The organism is Streptomyces sp. KR55 (assembly GCF_052245645.1).
Taxonomy (GTDB): domain Bacteria; phylum Actinomycetota; class Actinomycetes; order Streptomycetales; family Streptomycetaceae; genus Streptomyces; species Streptomyces flavusporus.
In genome coordinates this window covers 1-19,036 of record NZ_JBQQCE010000169.1, presented here as the reverse complement: position 1 = coordinate 19,036, position 19,036 = coordinate 1, and the positions used below count along the sequence as shown (strand labels likewise).

The following is a 19,036-nucleotide window of genomic DNA, read 5'->3' as shown; positions in this document are numbered from 1 at the left end:
TCCAGACCGCCTGGTGGATCACGGTGCTGCCCGGGCTCGCCATCGTCCTCACCACCGTGTCCGCCACGGTGCTCGCCGCTTGGGCCCGCATTGCCACCGACCCCGCCCAGCGCTGGCGGCTGACGCTGCCCCGCAAGCGCCGCGGTGCCTCCGCCGCCGTTCCTCCGGAGATGATCCCGTGACGACCACTTCCGCCCCCGCCCCGTCCGCCACCGACCCCGCCCTCGACGTCGAGGGGCTGTGCGTGGACCTGAGCACGGCCTCCGGCACGGTGCGCGCTGTGGACGGCGTCAGCTTCAGCGTCCGCCACGGGCGCACCCTCGCCCTGCTGGGCGAGTCCGGCTGCGGCAAGTCGATGACCGCGCTGTCAGTGGTGGGACTGCTGGACCCCGCGGCCTCCGTGACCGGCGGCGCCGTACGCGTCAGGGGCAAGGACACCCTGCGGCTGAGCCCGGCGGAACGCCGCAAGCTGGCCGGTCCCGTCCTGTCCATCGTCTTCCAGGACGCCCTGACCGCCCTCAACCCGGTGCAGCCGGTGGGCCGGCAGATCGGCGAGCCGTTCCGCATCCACCGCGGACTGAGCCGGCGGCAGGCCGAGGAGAAGGCGATCGAGCTGATGACCCGCGTGGGCATCCCCGAGCCGAGGCAGCGGGCCAAGTCCTATCCGCACCAGTTCTCGGGAGGCATGCGCCAGCGGCTGCTGATCGCGATGGCCGTCGCCCTCGACCCCGATGTGCTCATCGCCGACGAGCCGACCACCGCGCTCGACGTCACCGTGCAGGCACAGATCATGCGGCTGCTTCGGGACCTCCAGGACGAGCGGGACATGGCCGTCGTACTGATCACCCACGACCTGGCCGTGGTCGCCCAGCGCGCCGACGACGTGGTCGTGATGTACGCCGGCACGGTCGTGGAGCAGGGCACGGTGCACGACGTCTTCACCTCCCCGCGCCACCCCTACACCCGCGGACTGCTCGACTCGGTCCCGGAGGACGCCGAGCGCGGGCGCCCGCTGCCGGCCGTCCCCGGCAGCCCGCCCGAGCTGAGCGCGGTGCCGCCCGGCTGTGTCTTCCAGGCCCGCTGCCCGCTGGTGCGGGAGCGATGCGTCCGGGAACGGCCGTCCCTGCGCACCACGGGCGACGGACGTTCGGCCGCCTGCCACTTCTCCGAGGAGCTCGACCGTGCCTGAGTCCCGCGCCACCACCGCCACTCCCGGACCCCGGGCCGACGGAACCGACGGACACCCGCCGCTGCTGGAGGTCCGCGGCGTCACCAAGAGCTTCGGCAGCGGCCGGCGCCGGCTGACCGCCCTGGACGGAGTGGACATACGGCTCGGCCGGGGACAGACCCTCGGGCTCGTCGGCGAGTCCGGCTGCGGCAAGTCCACCCTGGCCCGGGTGCTGCTCGGGCTGGAACGGCCCGACGCGGGCACGGTGCGGTACGACGGCGTCGACCCCTTCGCCCTGCGCGGCAAGGAGCTGCTGAACTGGCGGCGCCGCGTCCAGATGGTCTTCCAGGACCCCTTCGCCTCGCTCAACGCCCGTATGTCGGCGGCCGATCTGATCGGCGAGCCCTGGCGCACCCACCGGGACGTCGTCCCGGACGCGAAGGCGCGCGAGAAGCGGGTCCGGGAACTGCTGTCCCTGGTCGGGCTGCGGGAGAGCGACGCCCACCGCTACCCCAACGAGTTCTCCGGCGGGCAGCGCCAGCGCATCGGCATCGCCCGTGCGCTGGCCCTGGACCCCGACCTCATCGTGTGTGACGAGCCGGTCTCCGCCCTGGACCTGTCGGTGCAGGCACAGGTCCTCAACGTGCTCTCGGAACTCCAGTCGCGCCTCGGCGTCGCGTACGTGTTCATCTCCCACGACCTGTCCGTGGTGCGGTACATCTCCGACCGGGTGACGGTGATGTACCTGGGCAAGGTCATCGAACACGGCGAGACCGAGGACGTGTTCGAACGCCCGCAGCACCCCTACACGGCCGCGCTGATGTCGGCCGCACCGGTCCTGGACACCTCCCGCGCCACCGACGACCAGGAGATCCAGCTCAAGGGCGAGATCCCCTCGCCCTTCGACATCCCGTCCGGCTGCCGCTTCCGCACCCGGTGCTGGCGCGCCGAGGACCGGTGCGCCACCGAGGTGCCTCCGGCCGTCGTCCGGGAGCCGGAGGGTGCGGGCGACGCCCACACCGCCCTGTGCCACTTCCCACTGGAGGCGCGATCTGCGTGGGCATGACCGGCGGGGAGTTCGCCCTGCTCTCCCTCACGGTCGGCATCGGCGCGGTGCTCCAGGTCTCCGTCGGCTTCGGGCTGGGTATGATCGCCGCGCCGGTGTTCTCCCTGGTCGACCCGACGCCAGCACCGCCGGTGGTGCTGCTGCTCGCCGTCGGCGTGACGGCGGCGGTGCTGGTGCGCGAACGGGGCGGGGCGGATCTGCGCGGCTGCGGCTGGGCCCTCGTCGGACGGGTGCCGGGAGTGGCCGCTGGCGCACTGCTCGTGATCCTCCTGCCGGCCCGCCACCTCGCGCTGCTCATCGCCGGGGTGGTCCTCACCGGCGTCGCGGTGAGCGCGGCCGGGTACGTACCGCGGCCGCGGCGCTCCTCGGTCCTCCTGGCCGGGATGGCGTCGGGGCTGATGGGCACGGCCACGTCCATCGGAGGCCCGCCCATGGCGATGGTGTGGCAGCGGCTGAGCGGGCCACGGCTGCGGGCCACGATGAGCGCCTTCTTCCTCGTCGGCTCCCTGATGAGCCTGGCCGCGCTGGCGGTGGCCGGCGTGGTCGGGGCGCACACCCTGCAACGCACCGCGCTGCTCACACCCGCGGCGATCGCCGGAGTACTGCTCGCCCGCCCACTGACCCGCCGGCTGAACGCGCACCACACGCGTACGGTGGCCATGGCGCTCGCGGTCGCCGGCGCGGTGGGACTGGTGGCGCAGCAACTGGGGGCCTGGCCGGGGGCGTAGGCCGGGTCTGCTGGCTCTTAGGCCGGGGCTTAGGAGATGTCCCGGTGAACCGGTGACCGTACTAAGTGCCTTCTAAGGCCCCGCGCCCGCCGAAGATACGGAACTCTCCCGATGCGGAGAATCCCCCTGGGAAACGAAGGTGGAGGCATCGCAATGAGCGATACCGCACACCGACCTCTCCGGGGAGAAGAGATGTACGAGTACGAGCTCCAGCAGATCCGTTCCGCCGAGCTGATCCGCCGGGCCGAGCACGAGCGGCTGGTCCGCGAAGCCATACGCAGCGGCCGCGCCGCCCGCCGGGAAGCCGCCGAACGCGCTGCCGGGAACGAGGCGGATACCCGCCGTCCACGGCGGCACCGGTCCCCACGCACCGCGTGAGCGCCGCAGGGCCGGGAGACGGACCGAGGGACGGACGCCACGGCGGGAAAACCGGTGCCGCGTTGTCAGACCCCCGTGCGATGCTCGAACCTGTGGAGACCAGGTCCGTCAGTCCCGTCTTCGTCGGCCGCGCCGAGGAGCTGGAGACGCTGAACGACGCGCTCGCCCGCGCTGCCACGGGCGAGCCGCAGGCGTTGCTGGTGGGTGGTGAGGCCGGCGTCGGCAAGACCCGCCTCGTCGAGGAGTTCGCCACCGCCGCCGGCCGCAAGGGCGCCGTCGTCGCGCTGGGCGGCTGTGTCGAGATCGGCGCCGACGGGCTGCCCTTCGCCCCGTTCTCCACCGCACTGCGCGCCCTGCGCCGTGAACTGCCGGACGAACTGGCCGCCGCGGCCGCCGGGCAGGAGGAGGAACTGGCCCGGCTGCTACCCGAGTTGGGCGAGACCGGCACCGGCCGGCACGACGAGGAGGGCATGGCCCGCCTCTTCGAACTCACCGCCCGCCTGCTGGAACGCACCGCCGCCGACCGCACGGTCGTCGTCGCCCTGGAGGACCTGCACTGGGCCGACGCCTCCACCCGCTACCTCCTCGCCTACCTCTTCCGCACCCTGCGCACCGGCCGCCTCGTCGTCCTCGCCACCTACCGCTCCGACGACATCCACCGCCGCCATCCGCTGCGTCCACTGCTGGCCGAACTCGACCGGCTGCGCACGGTCCAGCGCATCGAACTCGCCCGCTTCAACCGCGCGGAAGTCGCCTGCCAGATCGCCGGCATCCACGCCGCCGAACCGGACCCCGCGCAGGTCGACGAGATCTTCCAACGCTCCGACGGCAACGCCTTCTTCGTCGAGGAACTCGCCGTCGCCGCCCACGAGGGCTGCCGCACCGGACTCACCGACTCCCTGCGCGACCTGCTTCTCGTCCGTGTCGAAGCGCTGCCCGAGAGCGCCCAGCGGGTCGTCCGGATCGTCGCCGAGGGCGGCTCCACCGTCGAGTACCGGCTGCTGGCCGCCGTCGCCGGTCTCGTCGAGGACGACCTCATCGAGGCCCTGCGGGCGGCGGTCAACGCCAACATCCTGCTCGCCACACCCACCGGCGACGGCTACCGCTTCCGCCACTCCCTGGTCCGCGAGGCCGTCGCCGACGACCTGCTGCCCGGCGAGCGCTCCCGTCTCAACCGCCGCTACGCCGAAGCCCTGGAGGCCGACCCGGGCCTCGTCCCCGCCGACCAGCGCGTCATGCGCCTGGCCAGCTACTGGTACCACGCCCATGACGCCGCCAAGGCCCTGCCCGCCGTCCTCGACGCCTCCGTCGCCGCCCGCCGCCGGCACGCCTACTCCGAGCAACTCCGGCTTCTGGAGCGCGCGATGGAGCTGTGGGACCCCGCCCCCGAGGATGTCCGGGCCGCACTGCGCCCCGCCGGCTACACGGACGTGTACCGCGCTCCGGACGGCGGAGATCAGGCGACCACTGCGCTGCGCTACCTCGACCTGATGGCCGCGGCCGCCGTCGCAAGCCGCTTCTGCGGAGAACGCGAGCGCGCCCTGAAGATCACCAAGCGGGCGCTGCGCCTGCTGGAGGACGAGGACGACCCGCTGCTCGCCGCCTGGTTCTGGGTCCAGCGCTCCCGCCTGGTCCAGGCGAAGGCCCGCGACGACGGCTGGAAGGAACTGGCCACCGCCCAGGAACTGGTCCGCGGACTGCCGCCCTCCGAAGTGCACGCCGAGGTCCTGACCAACGTCGCTGGCTGGTCCATGCTGCACCAGCCCGGCGCCGAGGCCCTCGCCGCCGCCGAGCGCGCCGTGGAGTACGCGCGCATGGTCGAGGCCCGCGAGGTCGAGCTGAACGCCCGCGTCACCCGTGGCGTCCTCCTCGTCGACGCCGGCGACATCGAAGCGGGGCTCGCGGAGATGTACGAGGTCAAGGAGCAGTCCCTCGCCGGGTCCTTCACCCATGTCGCAGGCCGTACGTACGTCAACCTCCCGTCCGAACTCGAAGCCGTCGGCCGCTCCCTCGAAGCCGCCGCGATCCTGGAGGAGGGCATCGGGTTCGCCCGGAAGTACGGTCTGCTGGACACCGAGGCGTGGGTCTGGGGCAACCTCTCCGACTCGCTGTTCTCACTCGGCCGCTGGGACGAGTCCGCCGAGGCCGCGTCGAACGCGCTGCGCCGGGGCCACAGTGCCAAGCCCCAGGGCACGGCCGCCCTGTGCCTGGCCAATGTCGCCCTGGCCCGCGGCGACGCCGCCGAAGCCGGCCGCCAACTGGCCGCCGCACACGGCCATTTCGGCACCCACGACCCCATGCCCCAGCAGTGGCTCCCCCTGGCCTTCATCGCCATCGGCGTTGCCGCCTCGGAAGGCCGCATCCTGGACGCCCGCGGCGAACTCGACCGCGCCCTCGACGCCGGCATCCCGCCCGGCACCCAGCGCTACGGCTGGAAGCTGCTGCTCGCCGCCGCCACCGCCGAGGCCGACAGCCGCAGCCTGCCCGCCGCCCGGCAGGGCCGCGAGGAGGCCCTGGAACGCATCCTCAGCACCGTCAAGCGCCTCGCCACCGGCGCTCCCATCTGGGCCGCCCACGAAAAATGGGTGCGTGCCGAGCTCCAGCGCGCCGAGGGCATCGCCGACCCGGACACCTGGTCCGAGGTGGTCACCGCCTTCGAATGCCTGGAACGCCCCTACGACCTCGCCCGCGTCCGCCACCGCCTCGCCGAGGCCCTCCTCACCGCCGGGGGAGAGGACGACCGCGACCGTGCCACCGAGCTGCTCCGGCTCGCGCATGCCGTCGCCGACCACCTCGGCGCGCGCCCCCTCGCCGACGCCGTCGGCCTGCTCGCCCAGCGCGCCCGCCTCAGCCTCCGCCAGGCACCGCAGCAGTCGCCCGCCGCCGATCCGGTCCAGGCCCTCGGCCTCACCAGCCGGGAACGCGACGTCCTCCGCCTGGTCTCCATCGGCCGCACCAACCGCCAGATAGCGGAGGAACTCTTCATCTCCCCGAAGACGGCCAGCGTCCACGTCTCCAACATCCTCGGCAAGCTCGGCGTCTCGGGGCGCGGTGAGGCGGCGGCGCTGGCGCATCGGCTGGGCCTGTTCCCGTCCGAAACCCTCAGCGCCCCAACGGCAGGGTGAGGCTTACGCTGTAGAGCAACCGGCCGAGGGAGGCCCCGTGTTCAACGTCTTCGAGGAACTGTTCGCACCCGGCCGCAAACACACCCGCGACGAACAGAACCGCCTGGAGCTGACCCGGGAGGACGTGGGCGACGGGGATCCAGGACGCGGCCCGATCGACCTGTCGTCCGGGAAGGTCGTCGTACGCCCGCCCGAGCCGTCCGAGCAGGAGCCGGCGGAGGACTGAGGCGCCGTACTCAGCTCACCTCCAGTTCCAGGATCCGGTCGTCCCCGCCCTCGGGGGACCCCCGTCCGTCCGTCTCGCTGGTCACCAGCCAGAGCTTGTTGCCGCCCGCCGAGACCACCGTGCGCAGCCGGCCGTACTCGCCCTCCAGGAACGCCTGCGGGTCGGCCGACGCCTCTGTGCCGTTCAAGGGGATGCGCCACAGACGCTGGCCGCCCAGGCCGGCCATCCACAGGGAACCCTCGGCATACGCGATGCCGCTGGGGGAGGCCTCGTCCGTGCTCCACTGGGCCAGCGGGTTGTGGAACCCGGCCTCGTCGGAGGTGCCCTCGACCTCCGGCCAGCCGTAGTTGTCGCCCGGCTTGATCGCGTTCAGCTCGTCCCAGGTGTCCTGGCCGAACTCCGCGGCGAACAGCCGCTGCTTGTCGTCCCAGGCGATGCCCTGCACATTGCGGTGGCCGTACGAGTACACGGGCGAGTCCGGGAACGGGTTGCCCGGCGCCGGTTCGCCCTCCGGGGTCATGCGCAGGATCTTGCCGCCCAGGGATTCCCTGTCCTGGGACAGGCCCTCCTCGCCGCTCTCGCCCGTACCCGCGTACAGCATCTTGTCCGGGCCGAAGGCGATCCGGCCGCCGTTGTGGATGAAGCCCTTGGGGATGCCCCGGAATATCGTGTCCGGCGCGCCCAGCTGTTCGCCGGAGGGCTTCTGCTCGTCGTACAGGATGCGGACGATGCGGTTGTCCGAGGCCGAGGTGAAGTACGCGTAGACCATGTGGTCCGAGGCGTAGTCGGGGGAGAGGGCGAGGCCCATCAGGCCGCCCTCGCCGGCCGGTGACACCCCCGGCACCTCGCCCAGCTCCGTCTTCCGGCCCGTCTCGGTGTCGACCCGCGTGATCGTGCCCCCGTCGCGGGAGGAGACGAGGAGGTCGCCGTCGGGGAGGGCAGCAAGCCCCCAGGGGGTGTCCAGGTCCTCGGTCACCGTGCGCACGACCTCGACCGAGCCCTTGGCCGGCGGGGTCTCCTCGGCAGCCTGCCCCGAGGGCGGCGACTGCGCGGCCGTACTGCTCGGTGTGGTGTCTCCTCCGCCGCCGGGGGAACCCCCTCCCTCGTCGTCGGAGGAGCAGCCGGCCGTCAGCAGGAGTGCGGCCGCGGCCAGTACGGCCGTCACAGCTCGACGTTGCACGATCATGGTCCCTTCGACGCGGCAGGTTCTACTTGTCATACACCGCTCGCGCCCCACAGGTTCCCGATCACCCGATCCCGAACCAACGAATCAGGAACCCGCAGGTCAGCTCATTCCCACGATCCCTGCGCCCTCGGCAGCCCCGACACCTCCGTCAGGTCCCGGGCCGACAGGCACAGCCGGTCCGCGTCCGCGTTCTCCGTCACCCAGCGCTCCCGCTTGGTCCCCGGCACCGCAACCACGTGCCGGCCCTGCGCCAGCACCCACGCCAGCGCCACCTGGGCCGGCGTGACGTGCTCGCCGTGCCGGGCCGCCACCCGGCGCAGGCCGGCCACTATCGGCTGGTTCGCCGCCATCATCTCGGCGGTGAAGCGGGGGTGGCGGGCGCGCATGTCGTCGGGCTCGAAGCCCTCGCCGGGCGTCAGCGTGCCGGTCAGGAAGCCGTTGCCGAGCGGCATCGCGGCCAGGAAGCCGATGCCGCGCGCCTCGCACCACGGCAGCAGCGTGTCCAGCGCCTCCGGCGACCACACCGACAGCTCCGCCTCCACCGCGCTCACGGGGAAGACCTGCTGCACCCGCTGCAACTGCCGGATCGTCGCGTCGTGCAGCAGCGTCCCCGACCGCCGCCCGCCGCGCGCCCCCACCGCGCACAACCCCAACGCCCTTACCTTTCCGGCCTGGACGAGTTCCGCCATCGCGCCCCAGGTCTCCTCCACGGGAACCTCGGGGTCGGCGCGGTGCAGCTGGTAGAGGTCGATGACGTCCGTCTGCAGGCGTCTCAGGGACGCATCGCAGGCCCGCTTCACGTACCCCGGGCGGCCGTTGGCCACGATGTGCTGCTCGCCCACCAGCAGGCCGACCTTGGTCGACACGAAGGCATCGGACCGGCGCTCCTTCAACACCCGGCCCAGCAACAGCTCGTTGGTGAACGGGCCGTACATGTCGGCCGTGTCCAGCAGCGTCAAGCCCAGATCGAGCGCCCGGTGCACGGCCCTGAGCGACTCGTCGCCCCGTTGCCGTGACGTGCTGTACGCCCAGCTCATCGGCATGCACCCGAGTCCGACGGCCCCCACCGCGAGTGCCGCCGCGCCGATCGTCCTGCGCTCCACCTGCCCGTAACCCTCCCTCTCCTGCCACCCCAACCTAACCTCTACGCCCCGGTGCCCCTCACATAGCCTCGTGACCATGACTGCTGACGTGTGGCTGCCCATCCCGCCGGAGGAGATCGAGGGGCTTCCGGAAGGGCCGAACTACCGCTTCTGGGACGGCGGAGAGACGTTCCCCGCGGATCCCGGCGACTGTGCCTTCTATGTCGTCCCCTACATGAAGCCCAGCGAGGTCGGCGTGCGGCCGCTGCCGGGGATGACGTCCGTCGAGGTCGTGCAGACGCTCTCCGCCGGTATCGATCATGTCGAGCCGGGGCTGAAGCACCTGCGCCCGGGGGTGCGGTTGTGCAACGCGCGCGGGGTGCACGAGGCGAGCACCGCGGAGCTCACGCTCACGCTGATCCTGGCCTCGTTGCGCGGGATCCCGGACTTCGTGCGGGCGCAGGACCGGGGGGAGTGGCTCGGGGGGTTCCGGCCGGCGCTCGCCGACAAGAACGTACTCATCGTCGGATACGGGTCGATCGGCGCGGCGATCGAGGACCGGCTCGCGCCGTTCGAGCTTGCGCGGGTGGCGCGCGTCGCGCGCTCCGAGCGCACCACGGCGCGCGGTCCCGTGCATCCGCTCACCCAACTACCCGCCCTGCTCCCCGAAGCGGACGTCGTCATCCTGTCCACGCCGCTGACGGAGGCCACCCGAGGCCTGGTCGACGCCGAGTTCCTGGCCCGTATGAAGGACGGTGCCCTCCTCGTCAATGTCGCCCGCGGCCCCGTCGTCGACACCAAGGCGCTGCTCGCGGAACTGGACAGCGGCCGCATCACCGCCGCCCTCGACGTCACGGATCCCGAACCGCTGCCGCCCGGTCATCCCCTGTGGCGTGCGCCCGGCGTGCTGATCAGTCCGCATGTCGGCGGCCCCACCTCCGCGTTCCTGCCGCGCGCCAAGCGGCTGCTGGTGGACCAGTTGAGCCGCTACGTGAACCGGGAGCCGCTGCGCAACGTGATCCTTACGACGGGCACGAGCGGAACCTGACCGACCGCCTCGGACCCGCCGCAACAGACGCGACATCCGGTTCGGGTACCCTCCGCAACCTTCCGGAAGCGGTCCGTACCCGCATCCCTGCTGGTGGTCACGGAGCGTAGAGAAGCCCTGTCATTGAGTGACGAGACTGGTGTATCGTCCGGACAGGGGCTGCGCCGCAGACCGTTCGGCGCCGGGGATGGACATTGCAGACTGTGAGGGGGGCGACGGGCGATGCACGGCCTATGGACGAACGATCCGACGCGGCGGGGCCGCCGACGGCGACCCTGGCGCACGGCCGCGGCCAGACGCGGCCATGGCGCCGGTCACGGCGCACACCACAGCCAATACCACCCCAGGCACAGCAGCCGCAGGAAGCCGGCACTCCCGCCGCACCGGGACCCGCGGGCGCCGGGAGCGGAGCGGACCGGGAGCGCCCGGTGAACGCGCCCTCGCCGCCCACGACGGTCCTCGACCAGGCGCTGCGGCGACAGCCCGCTCAGGGGACGCTGCTGCCCCGGTCGCCTGCCTCGGGCGCCGGGTCGAGCATGCTCCCCCAACTCCTGCTGGCCCTGATGTGCGCGGCCTACGCCGTCGGTTCCGCGGTCGGCTGGGGCTCGCACCAGCTCGCCCTGATCATGGGGGACTTCGGGCTGAGTGCCGCCGCGGGCGCGGCCGCCGTGTCGTGCTTCCTCTACGCCCACAGCCGCCGGGTCCGGTTCCGCTCCGCCTGGCTGCTGTTCGCCCTCTCCTCGACGATGGCGGCCCTCGGCAACCTGGTCTGGGGGTGGTACGAGGTCGTCCTGGGACGGCCCGTGCCCAGTCCCAGCTACGCCGACCTGTTCTTCCTGTGCTTCGCGCCGCCCGCGATCGTGGGCCTGCTGGTCCTCGCCAAACGGCCGGTGACGAAGGCGGGCTGGGTCTGCCTCGCCCTGGACGCCTGGCTGATCGGCGGCTGCCTGGTCACCCTGTCGTGGAGCCTCGCGCTCGCCCAGGCGGCCAGGGGCGGCGGACCCGGCGTGGCGCACACCGCGCTGTCGCTCGCGTACCCGCTGCTCGACATCGCCCTGGTCAGCATGGTGCTCGCGCTGCACTTCCGGCGCTCCGGGGCCAACCGCTCCGCGGTGAACACCGCGATCGGCGCCCTCGCCCTGACCGTGATGTGCGACGCCCTGTTCGCCTCACCGCTGCTCCACGACAGCTACCGCTCGGGTCAACTGCTGGACGCGGGCTGGTTCGCCGGCTCGCTGCTGCTGGCGTACGCACCCTGGGTCGCGCCCCGGCCCGGCCGGCCCGGCGACGAGCCGCACGCGCGCGTGGTGCACGAGCACCTGCCCGGACAGCGCGGCTCCACCCACCCGCACCCGCCCGTGCAGCAGGGCGAGCGCGACCGGTATCCGGCCACCCGGCCCCTCACCTGCTCCCTGGCGGCCCTCACCCCGTACCTCGCCGCCGCCGTGTGCACGCTGGGAATCCTCTACAACGTGCTCAACGGCCGCAGCGTCGACCGCGTGGTGCTGATCACCGGCGGCACGGTCGTGCTCGCCCTGGTGGTGCGCCAGGGGATCATGCTGCTCGACAACATCACCCTCACCCAGGAACTGGTGCAGAAGGAGAACCACTTCCGCTCCCTGGTGCAGGGCTCCAGCGACGTCATCATGATCGCCGCGCCCAACGGCGTCCTGCGGTACGTCTCCCCGGCCGCCGCCGGGGTCTACGGACGGCCCGCGGAGGAGCTGGTGGGCAGCGAACTGGCCGAACTCATCCATCCGGAGGACCTGGGCTGCGTGGTGCACGAGGTGCGCCGCTTCCTCGCCGCCAGCCCTCTCGATGAACCCACTACGCGCATCGAGTGCCGCTTCCGGTCCGGTGACGGCGGCTGGCTGAACGTCGAGTCGACCGTCAACCGCCACCAGGGCGGACTGATCTTCAACAGCCGGGACGTGACCGAAAGAGTACGCCTCCAGGCGCAGTTGCAGCACAACGCCGAGCACGATCCGCTGACCGACCTGCCCAACCGCGCCCTGTTCACCCAGCGCGTCCAGCAGGCCCTGTCCGGCCGTCGCAGCACCGACCGCGGTGCCGCCCTGCGGGGCACGGCCGTGCTCTTCATCGACCTCGACGGATTCAAGGCCGTCAACGACACGATCGGGCACCAGGCCGGGGACGAACTGCTCGTCCAGGCCGCACGCAGACTCCAGGAGGCCGTCCGGCAGGGCGACACCGCCTCCCGGCTGGGCGGCGACGAGTTCGCGGCCCTGATCGTCGGCGACGGCGCCCGTGACCGTACAGCCCGCGAACGGCACATCCTGGAGCTCGCCGACCGCCTCAGGGTGACGCTGTCGCAGCCGTACCTCATCGACGGCAACGATGTCCGGGTCGCCGCCTCCATCGGCGTCGCCTTCGCCGAGCCGGGCCTCGGCGCGGGCGAGCTGCTGCGCAACGCCGACCTCGCGATGTACCGCGCCAAGTCGGCCGGCAAGGGCCGCGTCGAGCTGTACAAGCCGCAGATGCAGCAGGACGTCGTACGCAAGGCGGAACTGGCCACACGGCTGCGGGCTGCACTGCACGACGGCGAGTTCACGCTGCTGCACCAGCCCGTGGTCTGTCTGGAGGACGGCCGGATCACCTCGGTCACCGCCCAGGCGCGCTGGCGGTCGTCCCAAGGGGTGCTGTTCACACCCGCGGAGTTCCTGCGCGTGGCCCCGGGCGTCCCGGGCGCCCCGGACGCCGGGGACAGCGACAAGACGGCCGAGCTGGGCCGCTGGATGCTTCAGGAGGCGGTCGAGCGGGCCGCCGAACGCGGCGCGAGCGGCCACGCCGTGCCCGTGGCCGTCCGGATGGCCGCGCGCCGGCTGCTGGACCGGTCGATGCCCCTCGGCTCCGTCGAGGCACTGCTGACCCGGCACAGGCTGCCGTCCGGGGCGCTGATCATCGAGCTGTCGGACATCGACCCCAGGGTGCCCCTGGACGACCTGGAGCGGCGTCTGGGCGCCCTGCGGCGAGTCGGCGTCCGGATCGCGCTGGACGGCTTCGGCAGCGGCTGCCCGGCCATCACGGCGCTCAGACGGCTCCCGATCGACGTCCTGCGGCTCGACCGCGGCCTCGTCGAGGGCGTCGTCGAGTCCGCGCGGCTGCACAAGATCACCAGTGGGCTGCTCCGCATCGCGGGCGATCTCGGGCTGCAGTCCGTGGCCGAGGGCGTGGATCTGCCGGAGCAGGTCGTCGCCCTGCGCGCGATGGGGTGTACGCACGGACAGGGCATGGCCTTCTCGGGCCCACTGGACGAGTACCGGCTGCGCAGAGCGCTGACGTCCGGCCGCTACCCGGTGCCGCACGGCCCGGCCGAGCCCGCCTTCGCAGGCGGCGCGGGCGTGTACACCGGAGGAGTGTCCGCCGGCGGGGTGTCCGCCGGAGGCGTGACCACCGGCGGGGTGAGCACCGTCTTCTCCGGCGGGACGACCCTTCGCTCACATAATGAGACTCCCGTCCCACCCACTTGACAGTGGGTGTGCGCCGGGGAGAGGGTCAGTGCCATGCGCACCCGAATTCTCGTACTTGGACAGCGCGTCGGCTGAGCTGGGACCACCGGAGGACGATTCCGGAATCCCCAGCGACCACACCGGCGCGCTCCCCTCGCTTGCCTTACGGCACGAGGGGTTTTTTGTTGCACAGGCACCTGCCGAACAACAGTCGTACACCGCACAAACTTCGCGAAACCTCTCTGCAGAACCCACAGCATCGAGAAGAGAATGCCGATGACCGAGCAGGCCACCGGGGCCCCTCACCCGCAGCCGCGGCCCCGATCCGGAGGACAGCAGTCCGCCCCCGAGCACGTCACGGGCGCGCAGTCCCTCATCCGCTCTCTCGAGGAGGTCGGCGCCGACACGGTATTCGGCATTCCCGGCGGTGCGATCCTTCCGGCGTACGACCCGCTGATGGACTCCACCCGGGTCCGCCACGTCCTGGTCCGGCACGAGCAGGGCGCCGGCCACGCCGCCACCGGCTATGCGCAGGCCACCGGCAGGGTCGGCGTCTGCATGGCGACCTCGGGCCCGGGTGCCACCAACCTGGTCACGCCGATCGCCGACGCCCACATGGACTCCGTGCCGCTGGTCGCGATCACCGGTCAGGTCGCCTCCAAGGCGATCGGCACGGACGCCTTCCAGGAGGCGGACATCGTCGGCATCACCATGCCGATCACCAAGCACAACTTCCTGGTCACCAAGGCCGAGGACATCCCGCGGGTGATCGCGCAGGCGTTCCACATCGCCTCCACCGGCCGCCCGGGCCCGGTCCTGGTCGACATCGCCAAGGACGCCCTCCAGGCGCAGACCACCTTCTCCTGGCCGCCCATCATGGACCTGCCCGGCTACCGGCCCGTCACCAAGCCGCACGCCAAGCAGATCCGCGAGGCCGCCAAGCTGATCACCTCTGCCAGGCGGCCCGTCCTCTACGTCGGCGGCGGTGTCCTCAAGGCCGGCGCCACCGCCGAGCTGAAGGTCCTCGCAGAACTCACCGGAGCGCCCGTCACCACCACCCTGATGGCGCTCGGCGCATTCCCCGACAGCCACCCGCTGCATGTGGGAATGCCGGGCATGCACGGTTCGGTCACCGCCGTCACCGCGCTGCAGAAGGCCGACCTGATCGTCGCCCTCGGAGCCCGCTTCGACGACCGCGTCACCGGCAAGCTGGACAGCTTCGCCCCGTACGCCAAGATCGTCCACGCCGACATCGACCCGGCCGAGATCGGCAAGAACCGCGCCGCCGACGTGCCGATCGTCGGTGACGCCCGCGAGGTCATCGCCGACCTGATCCAGGCGGTGCAGAAGGAGCACAGCGAGGGTCACCGGGGCGACTACGAGGCCTGGTGGAAGGACCTGAACCGCTGGCGCGAGACCTACCCGCTCGGCTACGACCAGCCCGAGGACGGCTCCCTGTCCCCGCAGCAGGTCATCGAGCGCATCGGCCGGCTCGCGCCCGAGGGCACGATCTTCGCCGCGGGCGTCGGCCAGCACCAGATGTGGGCTGCGCACTTCATCCAGTACGAGAAGCCCGCGACCTGGCTCAACTCCGGCGGCGCCGGGACGATGGGCTACGCGGTCCCGGCTGCCATGGGCGCCAAGGCCGGCGCGCCGGAGCAGACCGTCTGGGCGATCGACGGCGACGGCTGCTTCCAGATGACCAATCAGGAGCTCACCACCTGCGCCCTGAACAACATCCCGATCAAGGTCGCCATCATCAACAACGGCGCCCTCGGGATGGTCCGCCAGTGGCAGACCCTCTTCTACAACCAGCGCTACTCCAACACCGTCCTGCACTCCGGCCCCGAGGCGGACGGAAAGCAGCCCAGCGCCGGCACCCGCGTCCCCGACTTCGTCAAGCTGTCGGAGGCCATGGGCTGCTACGCGATCCGCTGCGAGAACCCGGCCGACCTCGACAAGGTCATCGAGGAGGCGAACTCGATCAACGACCGCCCCGTCGTCGTCGACTTCATCGTCCACGAGGACGCCATGGTGTGGCCGATGGTCGCCGCCGGCACCTCCAACGACGAGATCATGGCCGCCCGGGACGTCCGCCCCGACTTCGGCGACAACGAAGACGACTGAGCCGAGAGAGACCAAGACCCATGTCCAAGCACACGCTCTCCGTCCTGGTGGAGAACACGCCGGGCATCCTGGCCCGGATCGCCGCCCTGTTCTCCCGCCGCGGCTTCAACATCGACTCGCTCGCGGTCGGCGTCACCGAGCACCCCGACATCTCCCGCATCACCATCGTGGTGAACGTCGAGGACCTGCCGCTGGAGCAGGTGACGAAGCAGCTCAACAAGCTCGTCAACGTGCTGAAGATCGTCGAGCTGGAGCCGGGTTCGGCCGTTCAGCGGGAACTCGTTCTGGTGAAGGTGCGCGCCGACAACGAGACACGCTCCCAGATCGTCGAGATCGTGCAGTTGTTCCGCGCCAAGACCGTCGACGTCTCCCCGGAGGCCGTCACCATCGAGGCCACCGGTTCCAGCGACAAGCTGGAGGCCATGCTGAAGATGCTGGAGCCGTTCGGCATCAAGGAGCTGGTCCAGTCCGGCACGATCGCGATCGGACGCGGAGCACGTTCGATCACGGACCGGTCGCTTCGCGCGCTCGACCGGTCGGCATAAGAACGGATCGGGCGGCCGGACGACGACCCGGCCGCCCGTATGCCGAGACCCCCGAACTTCCCCTCCCCCCGCCGTCATACGGTGGGACGCAACATCTGCACCCCAAGGAGAGAACCCAAAGTGGCCGAGCTGTTCTACGACGCCGACGCCGACCTGTCCATCATCCAGGGCCGCAAGGTCGCGGTCATCGGTTACGGCAGCCAGGGCCACGCCCACGCCCTGTCGCTGCGTGACTCGGGTGTCGACGTGCGTGTCGGTCTGCACGAGGGCTCCAAGTCCAAGGCCAAGGCCGAGGAGCAGGGCCTGCGCGTGGTGACGCCGGCGGAGGCCGCCGCCGAGGCCGACGTCATCATGATCCTGGTGCCGGACCCGATCCAGGCCCAGGTCTACGAGGAGTCCATCGCCCCGAACCTGAAGGACGGCGACGCGCTGTTCTTCGGCCATGGCTTCAACATCCGCTTCGGCTTCATCAAGCCCCCGGCCGGCGTCGACGTCTGCATGGTGGCCCCGAAGGGCCCGGGCCACCTGGTGCGCCGTCAGTACGAGGAGGGCCGCGGCGTTCCCTGCATCGCCGCCGTCGAGCAGGACGCGAGCGGCAACGCCTTCGCGCTGGCCCTGTCGTACGCCAAGGGCATCGGCGGCACCCGCGCCGGCGTCATCAAGACGACCTTCACCGAGGAGACCGAGACCGACCTGTTCGGTGAGCAGGCCGTCCTCTGCGGTGGTACGGCCGCCCTGGTGAAGGCCGGTTTCGAGACGCTGACCGAGGCGGGCTACCAGCCGGAGATCGCGTACTTCGAGTGCCTGCACGAGCTGAAGCTGATCGTGGACCTCATGTACGAGGGCGGCCTGGAGAAGATGCGCTGGTCGATCTCCGAGACCGCCGAGTGGGGCGACTACGTCACCGGCCCGCGCATCATCACCGACGCCACCAAGGCCGAGATGAAGAAGGTCCTCTCGGAGATCCAGGACGGCACGTTCGCCCAGAACTGGATGGACGAGTACCACGGCGGCCTGAAGAAGTACAACGAGTACAAGCAGCAGGACTCCGAGCACCTGCTGGAGACCACCGGCAAGGAGCTGCGCAAGCTCATGAGCTGGGTCAACGAGGAGGCGTAAGCCTCGGATCGAAGGGGCCGGAGCGGATTGCTCCGGCCCCTTCGGCGAACCCCGGGTAACGTCGTGTACGAAGACGTTGTCCATCCCGTCCAGCCACGGACGGGTGATCCGTCCGGAGAGGCGCAGGACGACCTCCGCCACGGCACTACACTGCCGTACTACATACGCGTCAGGCCCACAGCGTCGTGCGTCTTCCACGCGGCTAGCCCCTCCTCCGCCTGCGGCCGTCGGGACGGCCGTCCGCACGCATTGGACTTGTGAGGACTCACGTGAGCTCGAAACCCGTCGTACTCATCGCTGAAGAGCTGTCGCCCGCGACCGTCGACGCGCTCGGCCCCGACTTCGAGATCCGGCACTGCAACGGCGCGGACCGCGCCGAGCTGCTGCCGGCCATCGCCGAGGTCGACGCGATCCTGATCCGCTCGGCCACCAAGGTGGACGCCGAGGCGATCGCCGCCGCGAACAAGCTCAAGGTCGTCGCACGAGCCGGCGTCGGCCTCGACAACGTGGACGTCTCCGCCGCCACCAAGGCCGGCGTGATGGTCGTCAACGCCCCCACCTCGAACATCGTGACCGCCGCCGAGCTGGCCTGCGGTCTCATCCTCGCCACCGCCCGCAACATCCCGCAGGCCAACGCCGCGCTGAAGAACGGCGAGTGGAAGCGCAGCAAGTACACCGGCGTCGAGCTGGCCGAGAAGACCCTCGGTGTCGTCGGCCTCGGCCGCATCGGCGCGCTCGTCGCCCAGCGCATGTCGGCGTTCGGCATGAAGGTCGTCGCCTACGACCCCTACGTACAGCCCGCGCGGGCCGCGCAGATGGGCGTCAAGGTGCTGTCGCTGGACGAGCTGCTCGAGGTCTCCGACTTCATCACCGTCCACCTGCCGAAGACCCCCGAGACGCTGGGCCTGATCGGCGCGGAGGCGCTGCGCAAGGTCAAGCCGAGCGTGCGGATCGTCAACGCGGCGCGCGGCGGGATCGTCGACGAGGAGGCGCTGTACTCCGCCCTCAAGGAGGGCCGGGTCGCCGGCGCCGGTCTCGACGTGTACGCCAAGGAGCCGTGCACGGACTCGCCGCTGTTCGAGTTCGACCAGGTCGTGGCCACCCCGCACCTGGGTGCCTCCACCGACGAGGCGCAGGAGAAGGCCGGTATCGCGGTCGCCAGGTCGGTGCGGCTCGCGCTCGCCGGTGAGCTGGTCCCGGACGCGGTCAACGTCCAGGGCGGTGTCATCGCCGAGGACGTCAAGCCGGGCCTGCCGCTTGCCGAGCGCCTCGGCCGGATCTTCACCGCGCTCGCCGGTGAGGTCGCCGTCCGTCTGGACGTCGAGGTGTACGGCGAGATCACCCAGCACGATGTGAAGGTGCTGGAGCTGTCCGCGCTCAAGGGCGTCTTCGAGGACGTCGTCGACGAGACCGTCTCCTACGTCAACGCCCCGCTGTTCGCCCAGGAGCGCGGCGTCGAGGTGCGGCTGACCACCAGCTCGGAGTCGCCGGACCACCGCAATGTCGTCACCGTGCGCGGCACGCTCGGCGACGGCGAGGAGGTGTCGGTGTCCGGCACGCTCGCCGGGCCGAAGCACCTGCAGAAGATCGTCGCGGTCGGCGACTACGACGTCGACCTCGCGCTCGCCGACCACATGGTCGTCCTGCGGTACGAGGACCGTCCCGGCGTGGTCGGCACGGTCGGCCGCATCCTCGGCGAGGCGGGCATCAACATCGCCGGTATGCAGGTGTCCCGGGCCGTCGCCGGCGGCGAGGCGCTGGCTGTGCT

14 protein-coding genes and 1 pseudogene are annotated in these 19,036 nt (G+C 71.4%); 13 read left to right on the top strand and 2 right to left on the bottom strand.

Annotation, left to right across the window (positions count from 1 at the left end; genetic code table 11):
- The 7 genes and pseudogenes from ACTWQJ_RS24300 to ACTWQJ_RS24270 all read left to right on the top strand — a co-directional run.
- A pseudogene (locus tag ACTWQJ_RS24300) lies at nt 1-182 on the top strand (ABC transporter permease); the annotation flags it as partial.
- A complete protein-coding gene (locus tag ACTWQJ_RS24295; RefSeq protein ID WP_443308705.1) occupies nt 179-1,189 on the top strand; it encodes an ABC transporter ATP-binding protein in 1,011 nt (336 codons plus the stop codon). The pseudogene ACTWQJ_RS24300 and the gene ACTWQJ_RS24295, both read left to right, overlap by 4 nt.
- Nucleotides 1,182-2,234, top strand: a complete 1,053-nt coding sequence (locus ACTWQJ_RS24290; RefSeq protein WP_443308704.1) for an ABC transporter ATP-binding protein — start codon at nt 1,182-1,184, stop codon at nt 2,232-2,234. The genes ACTWQJ_RS24295 and ACTWQJ_RS24290 overlap by 8 nt, the downstream gene beginning before the upstream one ends.
- On the top strand, nt 2,231-2,962 hold the full coding sequence (locus ACTWQJ_RS24285; protein ID WP_443308706.1) for a sulfite exporter TauE/SafE family protein: 732 nt from the start codon (nt 2,231-2,233) through the stop codon (nt 2,960-2,962). The genes ACTWQJ_RS24290 and ACTWQJ_RS24285 overlap by 4 nt, the downstream gene beginning before the upstream one ends.
- 192 nt (nt 2,963-3,154) lie before the next feature.
- Nucleotides 3,155-3,340, top strand: coding sequence for a hypothetical protein (locus tag ACTWQJ_RS24280; RefSeq protein ID WP_224736851.1), 186 nt, complete (start codon nt 3,155-3,157; stop codon nt 3,338-3,340).
- Between the two features lie 80 nt (nt 3,341-3,420).
- Nucleotides 3,421-6,465 (top strand): helix-turn-helix transcriptional regulator, encoded by a 3,045-nt coding sequence (locus ACTWQJ_RS24275; RefSeq protein WP_443308703.1) that lies wholly within the window; start codon nt 3,421-3,423, stop codon nt 6,463-6,465.
- Nucleotides 6,466-6,502: 37 nt separating this feature from the next.
- Nucleotides 6,503-6,691 carry a DUF6191 domain-containing protein gene (locus ACTWQJ_RS24270; protein WP_129800429.1) on the top strand — a complete coding sequence of 63 codons (189 nt, stop codon included), beginning with the start codon at nt 6,503-6,505 and terminating at the stop codon, nt 6,689-6,691.
- A 10-nt stretch (nt 6,692-6,701) separates the two neighbouring features.
- Here ACTWQJ_RS24270 and ACTWQJ_RS24265 read toward each other — a convergent pair whose 3' ends face one another.
- Together ACTWQJ_RS24265 and ACTWQJ_RS24260 are read right to left on the bottom strand one after the other, a co-directional pair.
- Nucleotides 6,702-7,910, bottom strand: coding sequence for a PQQ-dependent sugar dehydrogenase (locus ACTWQJ_RS24265; protein ID WP_443308702.1), 1,209 nt, complete (start codon nt 7,908-7,910; stop codon nt 6,702-6,704).
- Between the two features lie 71 nt (nt 7,911-7,981).
- On the bottom strand, nt 7,982-8,980 hold the full coding sequence (locus ACTWQJ_RS24260; protein WP_443308701.1) for an aldo/keto reductase: 999 nt from the start codon (nt 8,978-8,980) through the stop codon (nt 7,982-7,984).
- Between the two features lie 76 nt (nt 8,981-9,056).
- Here ACTWQJ_RS24260 and ACTWQJ_RS24255 point away from each other — a divergent pair, with 76 nt between their 5' ends.
- From ACTWQJ_RS24255 to serA, 6 genes are all read left to right on the top strand, one after another.
- Nucleotides 9,057-10,007 carry a 2-hydroxyacid dehydrogenase gene (locus ACTWQJ_RS24255; protein WP_443308700.1) on the top strand — a complete coding sequence of 317 codons (951 nt, stop codon included), beginning with the start codon at nt 9,057-9,059 and terminating at the stop codon, nt 10,005-10,007.
- Nucleotides 10,008-10,435: 428 nt separating this feature from the next.
- Nucleotides 10,436-13,498 carry a putative bifunctional diguanylate cyclase/phosphodiesterase gene (locus ACTWQJ_RS24250; protein WP_443308699.1) on the top strand — a complete coding sequence of 1,021 codons (3,063 nt, stop codon included), beginning with the start codon at nt 10,436-10,438 and terminating at the stop codon, nt 13,496-13,498.
- A 249-nt stretch (nt 13,499-13,747) separates the two neighbouring features.
- Complete coding sequence (locus ACTWQJ_RS24245) at nt 13,748-15,604, top strand: acetolactate synthase large subunit (RefSeq protein ID WP_443308698.1); 1,857 nt, start codon at nt 13,748-13,750, stop codon at nt 15,602-15,604.
- Between the two features lie 20 nt (nt 15,605-15,624).
- Nucleotides 15,625-16,149: an acetolactate synthase small subunit gene (ilvN, locus tag ACTWQJ_RS24240; RefSeq protein WP_003997672.1), complete on the top strand. Its 525-nt coding sequence runs from the start codon at nt 15,625-15,627 to the stop codon at nt 16,147-16,149.
- 120 nt (nt 16,150-16,269) lie between these two features.
- A complete protein-coding gene (gene ilvC, locus ACTWQJ_RS24235; RefSeq protein WP_443308697.1) occupies nt 16,270-17,268 on the top strand; it encodes a ketol-acid reductoisomerase in 999 nt (332 codons plus the stop codon).
- Between the two features lie 269 nt (nt 17,269-17,537).
- Nucleotides 17,538-19,036: phosphoglycerate dehydrogenase (gene serA, locus ACTWQJ_RS24230; RefSeq protein WP_443308696.1), on the top strand; the 1,499-nt coding region annotated here is incomplete at its 3' end.

Coding starts and splice junctions, on each gene's coding strand:
- ACTWQJ_RS24285 (WP_443308706.1), top strand. CDS start 2,231: ATGACCGGCGGGGAGTTCGCCCTGCTCTCCCTCACGGTCGGCATCGGC.
- ACTWQJ_RS24280 (WP_224736851.1), top strand. CDS start 3,155: ATGTACGAGTACGAGCTCCAGCAGATCCGTTCCGCCGAGCTGATCCGC.
- ACTWQJ_RS24275 (WP_443308703.1), top strand. CDS start 3,421: ATGCTCGAACCTGTGGAGACCAGGTCCGTCAGTCCCGTCTTCGTCGGC.
- ACTWQJ_RS24265 (WP_443308702.1), bottom strand. CDS start 7,910: ATGACAAGTAGAACCTGCCGCGTCGAAGGGACCATGATCGTGCAACGT.
- ACTWQJ_RS24255 (WP_443308700.1), top strand. CDS start 9,057: ATGACTGCTGACGTGTGGCTGCCCATCCCGCCGGAGGAGATCGAGGGG.
- ACTWQJ_RS24245 (WP_443308698.1), top strand. CDS start 13,748: ATGCCGATGACCGAGCAGGCCACCGGGGCCCCTCACCCGCAGCCGCGG.
- ilvN (WP_003997672.1), top strand. CDS start 15,625: ATGTCCAAGCACACGCTCTCCGTCCTGGTGGAGAACACGCCGGGCATC.